Source organism: Polynucleobacter sp. JS-JIR-II-50 (assembly GCF_018687895.1).
Taxonomy (GTDB): Bacteria; Pseudomonadota; Gammaproteobacteria; order Burkholderiales; family Burkholderiaceae; genus Polynucleobacter.
Map to the genome: position 1 here is coordinate 621,425 of NZ_CP061307.1, position 13,586 is coordinate 635,010.

At 45.7% G+C, this 13,586-nt stretch carries 17 protein-coding genes; 7 read left to right on the forward strand and 10 right to left on the reverse strand.

Translation table 11 applies throughout. From position 1 onward, the window contains the following. The first annotated feature begins 46 nt into the window (after positions 1–46). The gene (locus FD963_RS03280) at positions 47–1,147 is read left to right on the forward strand and encodes an alkene reductase (protein WP_215362972.1); all 1,101 of its coding nucleotides are present in this window, start codon (positions 47–49) and stop codon (positions 1,145–1,147) included. 57 nt (positions 1,148–1,204) lie between these two features. Here FD963_RS03280 and FD963_RS03285 read toward each other — a convergent pair whose 3' ends face one another. The 5 genes from FD963_RS03285 to FD963_RS03305 form a co-directional block, all read right to left on the reverse strand. Next, positions 1,205–1,390 carry a hypothetical protein gene (locus tag FD963_RS03285; protein WP_215322382.1) on the reverse strand — a complete coding sequence of 62 codons (186 nt, stop codon included), beginning with the start codon at positions 1,388–1,390 and terminating at the stop codon, positions 1,205–1,207. Continuing rightward, entirely contained in the window at positions 1,383–1,919 is a 537-nt protein-coding gene (locus tag FD963_RS03290) for a cytochrome b (RefSeq protein WP_215362974.1), read from the reverse strand. Before FD963_RS03290 ends, FD963_RS03285 begins: the two co-directional genes overlap by 8 nt. Before the next feature lie 96 nt (positions 1,920–2,015). Further along, positions 2,016–2,207 (reverse strand): hypothetical protein, encoded by a 192-nt coding sequence (locus FD963_RS03295; protein ID WP_215362976.1) that lies wholly within the window; start codon positions 2,205–2,207, stop codon positions 2,016–2,018. A gap of 23 nt (positions 2,208–2,230) precedes the next feature. After that, positions 2,231–2,839, reverse strand: coding sequence for a hypothetical protein (locus FD963_RS03300; RefSeq protein WP_251367289.1), 609 nt, complete (start codon positions 2,837–2,839; stop codon positions 2,231–2,233). A gap of 192 nt (positions 2,840–3,031) precedes the next feature. Next, positions 3,032–4,177 carry an alpha-hydroxy acid oxidase gene (locus FD963_RS03305; RefSeq protein ID WP_215362978.1) on the reverse strand — a complete coding sequence of 382 codons (1,146 nt, stop codon included), beginning with the start codon at positions 4,175–4,177 and terminating at the stop codon, positions 3,032–3,034. A 147-nt stretch (positions 4,178–4,324) separates the two neighbouring features. Between FD963_RS03305 and FD963_RS03310 the strand changes: the two genes are divergently transcribed. Further along, positions 4,325–5,227 carry a DMT family transporter gene (locus tag FD963_RS03310; protein ID WP_215362980.1) on the forward strand — a complete coding sequence of 301 codons (903 nt, stop codon included), beginning with the start codon at positions 4,325–4,327 and terminating at the stop codon, positions 5,225–5,227. A 115-nt stretch (positions 5,228–5,342) separates the two neighbouring features. Continuing rightward, positions 5,343–6,491 (forward strand): aminotransferase class V-fold PLP-dependent enzyme, encoded by a 1,149-nt coding sequence (locus FD963_RS03315; RefSeq protein ID WP_215362982.1) that lies wholly within the window; start codon positions 5,343–5,345, stop codon positions 6,489–6,491. A 78-nt stretch (positions 6,492–6,569) separates the two neighbouring features. On the opposite strand, the gene FD963_RS03320 is transcribed toward FD963_RS03315, so the two are convergent. Beyond that, positions 6,570–7,199 (reverse strand): FABP family protein, encoded by a 630-nt coding sequence (locus tag FD963_RS03320; RefSeq protein ID WP_215362984.1) that lies wholly within the window; start codon positions 7,197–7,199, stop codon positions 6,570–6,572. A gap of 81 nt (positions 7,200–7,280) precedes the next feature. Here FD963_RS03320 and FD963_RS03325 point away from each other — a divergent pair, with 81 nt between their 5' ends. Continuing rightward, entirely contained in the window at positions 7,281–7,559 is a 279-nt protein-coding gene (locus FD963_RS03325; protein WP_215362986.1) for a protein tyrosine phosphatase, read from the forward strand. A 20-nt stretch (positions 7,560–7,579) separates the two neighbouring features. Here FD963_RS03325 and FD963_RS03330 read toward each other — a convergent pair whose 3' ends face one another. Both FD963_RS03330 and FD963_RS03335 read right to left on the reverse strand, forming a co-directional pair. After that, positions 7,580–8,557 (reverse strand): DMT family transporter, encoded by a 978-nt coding sequence (locus tag FD963_RS03330; RefSeq protein ID WP_215362988.1) that lies wholly within the window; start codon positions 8,555–8,557, stop codon positions 7,580–7,582. Positions 8,558–8,563: 6 nt separating this feature from the next. Further along, entirely contained in the window at positions 8,564–9,448 is an 885-nt protein-coding gene (locus FD963_RS03335; RefSeq protein WP_215362990.1) for an NAD(P)H-hydrate dehydratase, read from the reverse strand. 64 nt (positions 9,449–9,512) lie between these two features. On the opposite strand from FD963_RS03335, the gene FD963_RS03340 reads away from it, so the two are divergent. Beyond that, entirely contained in the window at positions 9,513–10,928 is a 1,416-nt protein-coding gene (locus FD963_RS03340) for an MBL fold metallo-hydrolase RNA specificity domain-containing protein (RefSeq protein WP_215362992.1), read from the forward strand. Positions 10,929–10,942: 14 nt separating this feature from the next. Here FD963_RS03340 and FD963_RS03345 read toward each other — a convergent pair whose 3' ends face one another. Both FD963_RS03345 and FD963_RS03350 read right to left on the reverse strand, forming a co-directional pair. Continuing rightward, positions 10,943–11,680 carry an ABC transporter substrate-binding protein gene (locus FD963_RS03345; RefSeq protein WP_215362993.1) on the reverse strand — a complete coding sequence of 246 codons (738 nt, stop codon included), beginning with the start codon at positions 11,678–11,680 and terminating at the stop codon, positions 10,943–10,945. A 139-nt stretch (positions 11,681–11,819) separates the two neighbouring features. Next, entirely contained in the window at positions 11,820–12,023 is a 204-nt protein-coding gene (locus FD963_RS03350; protein ID WP_072582947.1) for a hypothetical protein, read from the reverse strand. Between the two features lie 166 nt (positions 12,024–12,189). On the opposite strand from FD963_RS03350, the gene FD963_RS03355 reads away from it, so the two are divergent. Both FD963_RS03355 and FD963_RS03360 read left to right on the forward strand, forming a co-directional pair. Then, positions 12,190–13,047, forward strand: coding sequence for an LOG family protein (locus FD963_RS03355; RefSeq protein WP_215362995.1), 858 nt, complete (start codon positions 12,190–12,192; stop codon positions 13,045–13,047). Between the two features lie 25 nt (positions 13,048–13,072). Continuing rightward, positions 13,073–13,585, forward strand: coding sequence for a hypothetical protein (locus tag FD963_RS03360; RefSeq protein ID WP_215362996.1), 513 nt, complete (start codon positions 13,073–13,075; stop codon positions 13,583–13,585). Position 13,586: the final 1 nt, after the last annotated feature.

The window sequence follows — 13,586 nt, forward strand, 5'->3', positions numbered from 1 at the left end:
TCCTTGTTACAGTCATCCCTCTTTTTACTCATTTAAAAGGCAGCAAATGTCAGGCAAAGAAATTATGTTCACCCCGGTAAATCTGGGAGCACTTCATTTAAAAAATCGTTTAGTGATGGCACCGCTCACGCGGATGCGTGCTGTTGGTGGTGATGTTCCTAACCCGTTAGCTAAAACCTATTACGCGCAACGTGCGAGTGCCGGACTTATTATTACTGAGGCAACACAGATTTCTCCATTGGGTAAAGGTTACCCAGCGACGCCTGGAATCTATTCGGTAGAACAAACCGCTGCATGGAAAGAGATTGTTGAGGCAGTGCATGCTAAGGGCGGTGCGATTGTTGCGCAGTTGTGGCACGTGGGTCGTATCTCCCATTCTTCCTTGCATCCAGAGCAGGGCGTACCTGAGGCACCTTCTGCAATTGCTGCGGCTGGTCAAACGTATGGTGCAGATTGGAAACTCCACGACTATGAGACTCCAACGGCAATGAGTTTGGAAGACATCGCTCGCTTGCTCAAGGAGTTTGAGGCGGCAGCACAGAATGCAAAAGCTGCAGGCTTTGATGGTATTGAAATTCACTCGGCTAATGGCTATTTGCTAGATCAGTTCTTGCAAGACAAAACCAATCAACGTATGGATGAGTATGGTGGCTCGATCGACAATCGTCTGCGTCTATTGGGTCAAGTCATCGAAGCTGTAAGCGAAGTATTCCCGAGTGATAAGGTGGGGGTTCGCCTTTCACCATACGGTACTTTCAATGATATGGGTGATAGTGATCCGGTAGCATTATTTACTGCTGCAATTAAGAAGCTTAATGGCTATAACTTAGCTTACGTGCATATGATTGAGCCTCGCTCAACCAGTGCTGGCGGAGGTGATCAAGTTCTTGAGGATGCCCCTATTACCTCCGAGATGTTCCGTGCTGCTTATCAAGGAAAATTTATCACCGCTGGTGGGTATGACCAAGCTATGGGTGAGAAGGTGTTAGAAGATAATTTAGCTGATGCAGTAGCTTATGGCCGTCTCTACATTTCTAATCCAGATCTAGCAGAGAGATTTCAGCAGGGTGCCGCACTAAATCCATATAACCGCGCTACTTTTTATGGTGGCGAGGAAGTGGGCTACACAGATTACCCAACTCTGTAATAGAAGTCCCAGATTCTGGGATGGTTGCTAATAAATCCCGCTCTTAATAAAGCGGGATTATTTTTTGTCTTCAGGGTCTTTAAGAAGACCGTATTGGTTTGCTGCGAGTAAAAAGGCAATAGATGCGCAACCCATAGCAAAAAATTGCCATTGATGCAGCATTGCGGTGCCCACCACCGTCATTAGGACTGTCCAGCCTATTGCCATCTTGGCTTTTTTAGAGAGAGGTTTCATTTTAAGCATCAACTTTATTCAACATACGACGAAGTGTATCGTCCTTTACGACGTAATGTTGCCACAAGCCTGCTAAAGCATGAATGCCAATCAAAAAGTAGAGCGAATTTCCTAAAAACTCATGGATCCCTTCAGCTACTTTTTTCATCTCCGGATTGGGGGCGACCAGCTGAGGCCACACCAAGCCCAAAAAGTGGATTTCTTTGCCGCCATACTGAAAATACAGGATGCCAAAAATGGGCGATATCAAGAGCAGGGTATACAGCAGCCAATGCATGACCTTGGCCAATGAAATGAACAAAGTCTTTGGGTTTGTGGGCTCAGGAACGCCATAAGTTAAGCGGATGATTAGGCGAAGGGCCATTGCTATAAAAATGAGCTGTCCGATAACGCCATGGATTGATTTACATAGCTCACGAGACTCGCTTCCTTTGGGAAACTGTCCTTTGAGTTCAATCACTGCAAAAGCGGCGACAACTAGGAAGAAAACAAGCCAATGGAAGAATATGGAGGCTGGGTGGTATTTGGTTTTAGACATTCAATGCGGATGTTAAGTGAGCTCATCATAAATGATAATCAATCTCATTAACATTATTGATGCCAGGGATTTTGCCCCTTAAGGCGGCATTTAAACCTAGTTATTGAGCCTAACCTTGGCGCTAAGCTCATTTGCTAGACCACGCTTATCTATTTGCGAGAGCCTAAGCGCCTCAAATTCAAAATCTAGCTGCCCAGGATGGAATTCCTCATCATTCTGCAGATCGATGACATAAGTCCATACCAGTTCACGCCCCCGGTTTTTAAAAACATCCACTACTCGTTTCATCTGGACCGCCTTTATGGTGAAGCTTATTGATTGCTAACAGATGGACTGGTAATTGCCATCTGTTGGCTTAGGTTATTTTTTAGCGCCACTAAGTTTCTAGCTTCAATGCGAATGACTCCGCCTCTTGGACTATCAATGTCAGCAATCAAAAAGAAAGAGACCGAGATAACAAAAGGAAAGATCATGAATAGGCCGATGTTCTTCTTAAAATTTCGCGCGCCAAATCCAACCAAGAGATTGGCGCAAATAGCGATTGCTGCCATCAAAGCCCATGCCGTAAGAGGGATACGATTCCACCAAGCTGCTTGTACATAACCTTGAGAATTCAAAACATCATTCATGCCGGATGCAACTAATGCAATAGAGGCAGTCTGTTGCATGCGAACGGTTGGAAGAATCTCATTCCAGAGGGCGGTTTGCAGTTGATCTGTTTTTCTGCGAATCTCTTCAATCTTTTCGGGACTCTGTCTTGAGTAAAACAGAATGCGTTGATCTGTATATTGAAGTAAGAGGTTCTTCGTTGCGGCAGCAGCCTTTGGAGGTAGAAGATCAGCTCTTAAGAATTCAGTGCCAATGGCATTCGCCTCGCCTTCCTCAAAGATCTCGCGCTGATCATGGCGATTAATAGCCATTGAGAAAGTAAAGCCAATAATTAAGGCCAGCAAGGTTAAGGTGGCAGTCTGAATAATGCCGAGATCTGCAGATGTCTCGGTATCTTTTGTTCGGAAGCGACTCAGTGCGGCATACCCAAACCAAACAGAGAGGGCAAATACTAAAAGTGAGACACCAAAGACAGCAAGAGGGTGGTTAAGAAGAGGAAAAATTTAAAAGGTTCCCGGGTACAAAATATCTTTAGTCACATTCTGAATATCGCGATGGCCTGTAAATGCCATGGTGATATCCAACTCATTGTGAATTAACTCTAAGCACTTGGTTACACCAGCCTCACCCATGGCGCCTAAGCCATATAGGAAGGGGCGGCCGATCATCGTGCCACGCGCACCTAAGGCCCACGCTTTTAAAACATCTTGACCTGAGCGAATACCGCCATCCATCCAGACTTCAATATCTTTACCAACAGCACCCACAATTCCGGGTAAAGCCTGAATGCTAGAAATCGCGCCATCTAATTGACGGCCACCATGGTTAGAGACAATTAAAGCATCAGCGCCCGAGTTTGCTGCCAAGCGCGCATCACCTTCATCTAAGATGCCTTTGATAATGAGCTTTCCACCCCAGAGTTTTTTAATCCATTCCACATCACCCCAATTGAGGCCCGGATCAAATTGTTCTGCAGTCCAAGAAGATAGTGAAGACATGTTCCCCACACCAGTAGCATGTCCAACGATATTACGGAAAGTCCTGCGTGGCGTCATAGCCATACCCAAGCACCAGCGTGGCTTAGTCGCCATATTGATCATATTGGCAATCGTCAGCTTAGGAGGAGCGGAGAGACCATTCTTTAGATCCTTATGACGTTGACCTAAGATTTGCAAATCCAGAGTCAAAACTAGTGCAGAACATTTGGCCGCTTTAGCGCGCTCAATCAAACGCTCAATAAAGCCACGATCTTTCATGACGTAAAGTTGGAACCAAAATGGTTTTGTGGTGTGTTCGGCTACGTCTTCAATTGAGCAAATGCTCATAGTGGATAAGCAGAATGGCACACCAAACTTTTCAGCAGCCTTAGCGGCTAAAATTTCACCATCGGCATGTTGCATTCCAGTTAGGCCTGTAGGTGCAAGTGCTACCGGCATAGCAACTTCTTGACCAATCATGGTTGTCTTAGTGGTGCGGTTAGTCATGTTCACCGCTACACGCTGACGTAACTTAATCTTTTGAAAATCGGATTCATTGGCGCGGTACGTTGACTCGGTCCATGATCCTGAGTCTGCATAGTCGTAGAACATCTTGGGGGTGCGCTTTTGATGGAGGACCCGCAAGTCTTCTATATTGGTAATGATTGCCACAATGTATCCTTCTGTTTGATGCTATTTTGTAGAAGCAAAAGCTTAATTTAAGCTCTATCTTAGCAATACCGGGGATTTGTTTCTACAATGCTAGGGTATCCCTTGCTTGGGGACCTCAAATAACTACTTCCCCTATAAAGTCGCCGAATGGGTCAGCTGAATTTCGCCACAATTGCCTACTTGCTTATAGCTACCGCTTTATGGGCAGGCAATGCAATCGCTGGGCGAGTATTGGTTGGAAGCATCTCCCCAATTACCTTAAGCGTGGTCCGCTGGGGATTGGCTGCCTTACTTTTGCTTCCCTTGGGTTGGCGGGTTCTGATGCCGGGAAGTGCCTTATGGCAAAACAAGAAACGTTTCCTTCTCTTGGGTTTATTTGGGGTAGGCAGCTATAACGTCCTGTTATACCTCGCACTTCAAACATCTACCGCCATTAACGTCACCTTGATCGGTGCCAGCATGCCCATCTGGATGCTATTTATTGGTGCGGTGTTTTATCAAGTAAAGCCCAGCATCTTGCAGATGATTGGCGCGGTAGTGAGCTTATTAGGTGTTGGTATTGTGCTCACCCGTGGAGATCTAGCAGCCTTACTGACTATGCAAATGGTAGTGGGCGATCTTTTAATTATGTTGGCCACAATCTTGTGGGCTTTTTACAGTTGGATGTTGAGTCGTCCGGGCTCTAGTTCAGAACGTCAATGGCCATGGGCTGAATTTTTAATGGCGCAAGTAACAGTGGGTTTGTTGTGGACGGGATTTTTTGATGGTTTTGAAATTGCAGCCGGTCATGCTTTTCTGGATCTGAATTGGTGGACCGCCTCTTTAATTGTCTTTGTTGCAATTGGCCCATCCTTAATTGCCTATCGTTGTTGGGGTCTGGGTGTGAATGGAGCAGGGCCTACGGTTGCCGCCTTTTTTGCTAATTTCATACCCTTATTTACTGCGCTTTTATCAGCGGCTATGCTGGGTGAGCCTCCCCAACTGTTTCATGGGCTCGCCTTTACCCTGATTGTTGCGGGTATTGTTATCTCCTCCAAAAGGGGAAGGTGAGTCTGCCAAAACTGGCAAAAATGCCCTTTTAAGAGGGGTTTTGGGTTCCGGCCCCCAAGAAAGCCTTAAATCGGTATCATTTAGGGCTAATCACAGAAATCCCTAGGAAATTACTATGCCAGGTTTACTCCCCAATGTTGATCCAGATGGTTTGTTAGAGTTCTCAGTCGTTTATACCGACCGCTCTTTAAATCACATGTCTGAAGAGTTCAAGCGCGTGATGGTCGACATATCGAGTGTCCTTAAAGACGCTTATAACGCTAGCTCTGCAGTCATCGTTCCCGGTAGCGGAACGTTTGGTATGGAAGCTGTAGCCCGCCAATTTGCTAACAATAAGAAATCCCTGGTATTACGCAATGGCTGGTTTAGTTATCGCTGGACGCAAATTTTTGATTTGGATAGCTCTTTCAAAGACATCTCCATTTTAAAAGGTCGCCAAGTGGATAACTCTGCTCAAGGCGCTTTTGCACCCGCTCCGATTGAAGAGGTAGTAGCATTTATTAAGAAAGAAAAGCCTGCGGTTGTTTTTGCACCGCACGTTGAAACTTCAGCTGGCATCATCCTTCCAGATGATTACATTAAAGCCGTTGGCGAGGCAGTGCGCTCAGTGGATGGTATTTTTGTATTGGACTGCATTGCTTCTGGCGCAATGTGGGTTGATATGAAGGCATGTAATGTTGATGTGTTGATTTCAGCGCCACAAAAAGGCTGGAGCAGCTCACCATGTTGCGCCTTGATTGCGCTGGGTGAAAGAGGCCGTGAACGCATTGACTCAACTCAAAGCACTAGCTTCTCTATGGACTTGAAAAAATGGTTACAGATTATGGAGGCCTATGAAAAAGGTGGCCACGTATATCACACGACTATGCCTACTGACGCTTTAAAGATTTTGCGTAATGTGATGAAAGAAACACAGTCACTTGGTTTTGCAGCACTAAAAGCCAAACAAATTGAATTGGGTACGAAAGTCCGCGATCTATTGGTATCTAAGGGTTACCCTTCAGTGGCGGCCAAAGGTTATCAATCTCCAGGTGTAATAGTGAGCTTCACTAAAGATCCTGATATCCAATCTGGTAAGAAATTTATTGCCCTGGGCTTACAAACCGCAGCGGGCGTTCCGTTGCAATGCGATGAGCGTCCAGATTTCCGGACCTTCCGCCTAGGCTTGTTTGGTCTGGAAAAATTAACGCATGTTGACCGCACCGTTGGACATCTTGCAACTGCGTTAGAAAAAATTACCGAGACAGAAGCGCAGCCTGCGTAGTCAAATAAAGTAGTTCAGCATTAAGAAATAAAGGCCATCATCTGATGGCCTTTATTGCATTCTAGGGTGATACTACTTTTATCTAGCCAGGGGATTGGGGGTGGCTTCTCCGATCTTGTGCAGAGTGTTGTTATCAACGTGATGAAATAACGCTGCTTGATCTTTAATCTTCATCACCGTGTCTTGTTCATAAGACCAAGTGCCATCATCGTGAATGGAAACCTGAATACGAAACTCAACCGTTCTGAAGGCGTAATCTAAAAATGGATTGGATGAGATGCCTGCGCAGCGATCATCTTCTTTTGCATGCAATTCAAATTGCTTTGCATTTTCAGCGGCATTACCAGAGGCCATCGTAATCATGCCCCGAGGAATACTCAGCGTATGAATGATGTTGCCAGTTACGGGCTCCCATAACCAATACCCCACTTGGTCATGATAGGTCTTTACTTGATCGGGTTTGGTGATGTGGGTATGGTATCTCAGGCCATAAAAAAGCTGAGGGCCATTGGTTTGGGGATCAATTGGTTGGAGCTCAATTCTCTCAACATAAGCTTGCTTCTTAGGCCCTTCTGCTTTGGGTTTTACGTCTAAGCCACGAACACCTTCCCAGATGCCAGCCATGCCAGTCAAGGGTCCAAGCTGTTCTAGGGTATTGACGGAGTAGCCCTGGGGCTCGGTAAAAATATCTTTTGGGAAATCACTCATGAGCAACCTTTTAAAAATGAAGCATTTTTTTCAAATTTTTGAGTATTATTAAATTATCCACAAACTATCTTGGAGAATTACATGATTTCTCGTATCGCTCGCTTGAGCCTGGCAACCCTGATTTCTGCTGCTATTGGTATTGCTCCCATCTCTGTGATGGCTGCTGATCCAGCTCCTGCAACGGCGCCAGTGGCTTCCCCTGCCGCCGCTCCAGTGGCTTCCCCTGCTGCTGCTCCGACTGAGAAGTCTGCTAATAAAAAGGCAAAGAAACAAGCAAAGAAAGAAAAGAAGGCTGAGAAAAAAGCAAAAAAGAAAGCAAAAAAGAAAGCTAAAGCAGCAGCTGACGCCGCAGCTCAGTAATACGCTTAAACGAGTCCCCCTTAGTTGAGGGGCTCCGCACCATCAAAGTCATCAGACCCTTTGGGATTTGGTGACTTTTTTGTTGGCGCATCATTGCGCACTAATAACCACATTGCGGCCATCACCAAAGTCATGCCACTAATTTGCGTCCAAGTGATTGGCTCTGCCAGAATGAGATATCCCATAAAGATGGTGGAGACAGGGCCAAGTATTCCGGCTTGAGCTACTAGTGGAGATCCGATGCGATTGATGGCGATCATAATCAGCAGCATTGGGATCACGGTGCACAAACTTGCATTGAGTAAGCTAAACCAATAAATGGGCAGGGCTTGTTCAAATATGGCTAGCGGGTTATGGATAGTCGACTGCGCTATGCTCAAAAATGCCGAGGCTGAGCTGGCGTAGACAACTAAGCGCACGCTACCAATACGCTTCACCATTTCTCCAGCGCCAATCATGTAGGCCGCATAGGAGCAGGCGCTGCCGAATACGAGAGCCATACCTAACCAAGCGCCAATGCCGGTGGAGCTGGCATCTTGAATAAAGACAATAAAAACCCCAATGTAGCCAACGATGAGTGAGAACCACTGTAGTTGAGATACGGGTTTCTTTAAAACAAAATACGAGATTAATAAAACAATAGTTGGTGTGAGGTAAAGAACAATTCTCTCCAGGCCAACCGAGATGTATTGAAGTCCCAGGAAATCAATGTAGCTGGATAAAAAGTAACCTAAAAATCCGAGGAAAAATAATTTAGCACGATCAAGCCAGGTGATGGGGTCCATCTTCTTACGGCGCGACTCCCACCAAAAGATCCCCCAGAACAAGGGGAGAGCCATGAGCATACGTAAGGCTAGAAGAGTCTCCGCATTTGCTCCATAACCAAAAGCAAGTTTGACCAAAATAGCTTTGCCAGAAAATAGCATAGAGCCTACTCCGGCCATCAAAATGCCATAGAGGTAACGTCGGTGATGATGTGCTGCGCTTGCTGAATGCATAACGATTTATAACAGCTTATTGAGAAGCGCTCGCATTTCTAAAATGGTCTCTGTGGGAGTAAGACCTACGGGACCAATCCCTTTGCTCACTAAGCTATCTGCTGCGCTGGCGTGCAACTCAACTGCAATAGCGGTGGCTTGCCATAGATCCAATTGATGGCGTATTCCTTGAGCAGCGATTGCGGCAATACTTCCCGTCAGAATATCCCCCATGCCTCCGGTACCCATGCCGGGATTTCCGGCAAGACATTGAACCGTCGAATGAAGTGGGGAGGCAATCAGGGTGTGCTGCCCTTTAAGAACGACGATCGATTGGGTTAATTCAACTAACTTTTGAATGGCGCCCACACGATCTGATTGCACTTTTTCTGTGGTGGTCATTAAAAGCTTTGCCGCTTCGCCGGGGTGAGGGGTGAGAACAGTCAACCCTGGAAGTGCTTGATTCCGAACTTGTAGTTTCTCGAGTAGCTCGGGAGATTCACTGATTAAGTTGAGCGCATCAGCATCAATTACTAGTGGAATGTTAGGGTATGAAAGTGTTGCACCTAGGCATTGAATTGCTAAAGGGGATTTGCCAAGGCCTGGGCCAATAGCAACAACATCAGGTTGAGTCGCATTCAGTATTTGACGAATACCGTCTGTCGCAAGGCGAATCATGAGCTCGGGGTGATCGATATCTGCGCGTGCTGAAGCAGGATCTAGAATTTCTAAGATGGTCCATCCGGCGCCAAGATGTAAACAAGCATTGCCCGCCAAAATGAGAGCGCCCGCCATTCCTGGTGCGCCACCTATTAAAACAACTTTTCCTGCATTACCTTTATGTTCTGAAGCCTCACGCTCAAGAAATCTAACCAATTTAAGGGCGTCAAGGGTCGCTGGTTTGATGGTCATATGAATAGTATCGCTCTGATTTCAGGGGTCTTGAGCAAATTATAGGAAAGAGTATGCTGAACACATGAAGATCCAATTTCTTGGTGCGGCAGGTGAGGTAACAGGCTCTCGCCATTTGGTTGGGGTCATGTTATCTGGCATGCCAAGGCGTTTCATGGTTGACTATGGCATGTTTCAGGGTGGGCGTGAGGCAACAAATAAGAATCTCGAGCCTTTACCATTTTCACCAAAAGATCTCGATTTCGTGGTGCTAACGCACGCGCACATTGACCACAGTGGTTTGTTACCTCGTTTATGCGCACAAGGTTTTACTGGGTCGATTTACTGCACAAATGCTACCTTCGAGTTATTGAAAATTCTTTTACTCGATAGCGCCCATTTGCAGCGCGCCGACGTAGAAAGGGCCGAGAGAAAAATCAAGGTTGGAAAGTGGCGTGGAGAGGTGCCTGTTGCCCTGTATTCCAGGGAGGAAGTTGAAATGACTCTGACCCAGTTTGAGACTTTGGAGTATGGGCAGTCATTAGAGTTGATGCCTGGAATCCAGTTGGAATTTCATAATGCCGGACATATTTTGGGTTCTGCTATTGCTGTAATCGATATTGCAGAAGATGAGCTTGAGAAAAAGCGCTGTGTATTTTCAGGTGATATCGGCATGAAGGGTAAAGTCTTAATGCCTGACCCTGATTTAATTCAAGAGGCTGATGTTGTTGTGGTTGAATCTACTTACGGAGATCGATTACACCGCAGCTTGCAAGATACCGAGGATGAGTTAGTTGAGGTTATTACCTCAACTATGACCGCGCATGGCAACGTAGTAATGCCTGCTTTTGCAGTAGGGCGCACCCAAGAGATTTTATTTCTCTTAATCGACTTAGTAAGAAGAGGGCGTCTACCCCATTTGAGCATTTGGGTTGACTCACCCATGGCTACTGCAGCGACACATCTCACCCAGCACTTTTTCTCCCAATTGGATGGTCAGTCTCAAGCTACTTTTGAATGGTACAAAAATAACCCGGAGGCTGTGGATCTTCGCTTTATTGCGGATGTGGAAGAGTCAAAGGCCTTGAATAAAATTAAAGGTGGAGCAATCATTATCTCAGCGAGTGGCATGTGCGATGCTGGCCGTATTGTTTATCACTTAGCCAGTAATTTGCCGCGCGAACAAAATGCCATTGTCATCACTGGATTTCAGGCATATGGAAGTCTGGGTAGACGTTTGGTGGATAGGGTGGAGAAGGTTCGACTATTTGGTGAGGAGGTTCCGGTAAAGGCCTCGATTCATACAATTGGTGGTTTATCTGCTCACGCTGATCAGGCGGGTTTACTAGACTGGCTTAGAGGATTCAAGCGGGAACCAAGTGCTGTCTTTGTTGTGCATGGTGAACCAGAGTCATCATCAGTTTTAGCTCAATGCATCAGGGATGAATTGCATTGGACTAAGGTCATAATTCCGGAGCGCTTGCATTCTTATCAGTGCTAACCCAATTATCTTATTTAGTCGGCTACTTTTGCGCCTTGGATATTGTGACGTTTCATAGCGTCTGCTACAAACCCAGACTGCTTGAGTTCTGCGATGACATTGCTTAAATAGGTGTTTGTACTTTCATAATTGGCTCTAGCCTTCGGAATCCCAATCGCCTGATTAATCACCATGAATCGACCAGGTAGCATGCGCAATCCCTCATAGCGCTTAGCATCACTTTCTAGCTGCTGTTTGACACCTGCCGCAACATTGCCTGCTCCAGACATGAAGTCATCAATCACTGCCTGTGAGCTCGCAGCTCTCAGAACGGCGGCATTCTTAATCTCACGCGTAAGGTAAAGATCATAGGCGCTACCTTTTCCTACTACGATTTCATTGCCGACAGTATCCACTTCATCATTCGCCTTTAAAGGTGACGAAGCTTTCACCATATAAGCGCCTTCAATTTGAATATAGGCTGGGGTATAGCTGATGTCTGCGCCCCGGACTGGATCAATCGCCACAAAGACTAAGTCAATTTCTCCAGTCTTCACTGCATCTACTGTTGCACCTGCCGATTTAAAGGGGATTAATTGCACGGGCAATGAAATGCGTTTTCCAATCTCATTGGCAATATCTATCGTCACTCCATACAAGTTTTTTGAATTTGGATCTTCATTAGCAAGGACCGGATTTCCTAAATTAATGCCAACACGCAAAACACCAGTTGGAGCAAAAGAAGATAAGGTGGGCTGATCAATGGTTTTCATGGGCTTGGATGATTGACTAATAGCAAGTTGCGATATGCACAAAAGCGTAAGAGATAGGAGCGAGGAGAAAATCGGCTTCATCAAAATATAGAGATAAAAAAACCGCGGCGGGCCGCGGTTTTATCGGCAAAAGAAGAAATTACTTCTTAGCATCAGCCGCTGGAGCAGCAGCAGGTGCTGTTGGGGCAGCAGCAGGAGCATCTTTCTTAGCTTCTTCCATATGAGCAGCTTCTGCACCATGCTTTTCGCCGCCCATATCAACGTTGCCGTCGCCTTTAAGGAGTAGGTAGGCGGTGGCACCAATTAAAACTAGCACCATGATGATGATTGAACGGTTGCTCATTGCTTTTCCTTCGATTTAGTTGAAATTCTGGCAATCTTAACTCGGCTTAATTGCTAGGTAAATCCTGATAAGCCCTAAGCCCTCAAATCCTTGGCTAATCTAGGTGTTAATACTGATTTAGTTCGCAGAGTAAGATGGGCCTAAATAGATGTCAAAAGGTTGCAACATGAGTCCAAAACTCCCCATTAATAACTCGCAGACAATTACTGAGTTTTTAAATTTACATAAGAATCAAATATCAGAAGAAGATTCTGAGGATTCTTATAAATTTGCTTTTGGTGACGAGGCTTTTTTGTCTCGCAGGGAAACGATTGGCATTCGTTTTGAATTGGAGCTATTAAAGCCCGAGATCCTACTCAAGGAGCATGGTATTGAACATACGATTACGGTTTTCGGATCAACTCGTTTTGTTAGTCATGCAGAAGCATTTGCCCTGAAGGAAAAAGCTAAGACTCCAGCGGAGATAGCTATTGCTGGTAAAGCGCTCTTACATAGCAAGTACTACGAGTCAGCCCGAGAATTTGGGTCATTAGTGGCTCATTACAACGCCACTCAAGAGAGCAACTTTAATAAACTTCATATTTGCACAGGGGGCGGCCCCGGGATTATGGAGGCCGCTAATCGAGGTGCATTTGAGGCGGGTGATAAAACCATCGGTTTTAATATCAGCCTGCCTAGGGAGCAGCACCCCAATCCTTATGTCAGCCCCGGCTTAAGTTTTCGCTTTCATTACTTCGCGTTGCGCAAGATGCACTTTATGTTGCGCGCCAGAGCGATCGTTGCCTTTCCTGGTGGGTTTGGGTCCTGTGACGAATTATTTGAGGTGTTGACACTGATCCAGACTAAAAAAGTCGTCCCCATTCCCGTGATTCTGGTGGGCAAAGAATATTGGAATGAAATGATTAACTTTGATCACATGGTGGAGTTTGGCGTGATTAATGAGGAGGATATGCAAACTATTTACTTCTCTGAGAGCGCTCAGGAGACTTGGCAGGTGATTCGGGATTGGTATCAACTGGGTTAACACACTCACCTGTAAAATCTCCCCTATGAATCCCTCGCAAACTAGTATCGCTACATCTCTAGATCTTCCGGGCTATCTTTTGGGTGCCGCCATGCTCTTGTTGATCATGGTTTTTCATGGAGTAGCGTTACTGCAGATTGCCAAGCGCTATGAAGTGAAAACTTTTCTGTATTTGGCTGAGAAGAAATACTCTGCCGTAGCTCTCTGTTTTTATGTGAGTATCTTCTGCTTATTCTTGACTCACATTGCTGAAATAGTGATTTGGGGCATTGCTTTGTACGCGTTCAAATTGCTGCCTGCATTGGGGCAAAGCATTCTATTTAGTGGCAGTACCTATACGGCAATGGGATTTATGGAGGACATTCTTCCAGATGGCTGGAAAATGCTAGCTGTCATCATCGCTTTTTCTGGAATGTTCTCCTTCGCATGGACCGCTTCAGTCATGATCTCCATGACTAAGAACTTCCGCCAAGCCTATACCAAGCTTCATATGAGAAAACTTAACATCTCATCTGACATCATTGATCGTTTTGAGTAAT

Bases quoted from the DNA above. Each gene is read 5' to 3' on its own strand.
- FD963_RS03300 (WP_251367289.1), bottom strand. From the start codon at position 2,839: ATGGCTATTAATCGCCATGATCAGCGCGAGATCTTTGAGGAAGGCGAG.
- FD963_RS03310 (WP_215362980.1), top strand. From the start codon at position 4,325: ATGGGTCAGCTGAATTTCGCCACAATTGCCTACTTGCTTATAGCTACC.
- FD963_RS03320 (WP_215362984.1), bottom strand. From the start codon at position 7,199: ATGAGTGATTTCCCAAAAGATATTTTTACCGAGCCCCAGGGCTACTCC.
- FD963_RS03280 (WP_215362972.1), top strand. From the start codon at position 47: ATGTCAGGCAAAGAAATTATGTTCACCCCGGTAAATCTGGGAGCACTT.
- FD963_RS03290 (WP_215362974.1), bottom strand. From the start codon at position 1,919: ATGTCTAAAACCAAATACCACCCAGCCTCCATATTCTTCCATTGGCTT.
- FD963_RS03295 (WP_215362976.1), bottom strand. From the start codon at position 2,207: ATGAAACGAGTAGTGGATGTTTTTAAAAACCGGGGGCGTGAACTGGTA.
- FD963_RS03335 (WP_215362990.1), bottom strand. From the start codon at position 9,448: ATGACCATCAAACCAGCGACCCTTGACGCCCTTAAATTGGTTAGATTT.
- FD963_RS03315 (WP_215362982.1), top strand. From the start codon at position 5,343: ATGCCAGGTTTACTCCCCAATGTTGATCCAGATGGTTTGTTAGAGTTC.
- FD963_RS03330 (WP_215362988.1), bottom strand. From the start codon at position 8,557: ATGCATTCAGCAAGCGCAGCACATCATCACCGACGTTACCTCTATGGC.
- FD963_RS03345 (WP_215362993.1), bottom strand. From the start codon at position 11,680: ATGAAAACCATTGATCAGCCCACCTTATCTTCTTTTGCTCCAACTGGT.
- FD963_RS03360 (WP_215362996.1), top strand. From the start codon at position 13,073: ATGAATCCCTCGCAAACTAGTATCGCTACATCTCTAGATCTTCCGGGC.
- FD963_RS03355 (WP_215362995.1), top strand. From the start codon at position 12,190: ATGAGTCCAAAACTCCCCATTAATAACTCGCAGACAATTACTGAGTTT.
- FD963_RS03325 (WP_215362986.1), top strand. From the start codon at position 7,281: ATGATTTCTCGTATCGCTCGCTTGAGCCTGGCAACCCTGATTTCTGCT.
- FD963_RS03350 (WP_072582947.1), bottom strand. From the start codon at position 12,023: ATGAGCAACCGTTCAATCATCATCATGGTGCTAGTTTTAATTGGTGCC.
- FD963_RS03340 (WP_215362992.1), top strand. From the start codon at position 9,513: ATGAAGATCCAATTTCTTGGTGCGGCAGGTGAGGTAACAGGCTCTCGC.
- FD963_RS03285 (WP_215322382.1), bottom strand. From the start codon at position 1,390: ATGCTTAAAATGAAACCTCTCTCTAAAAAAGCCAAGATGGCAATAGGC.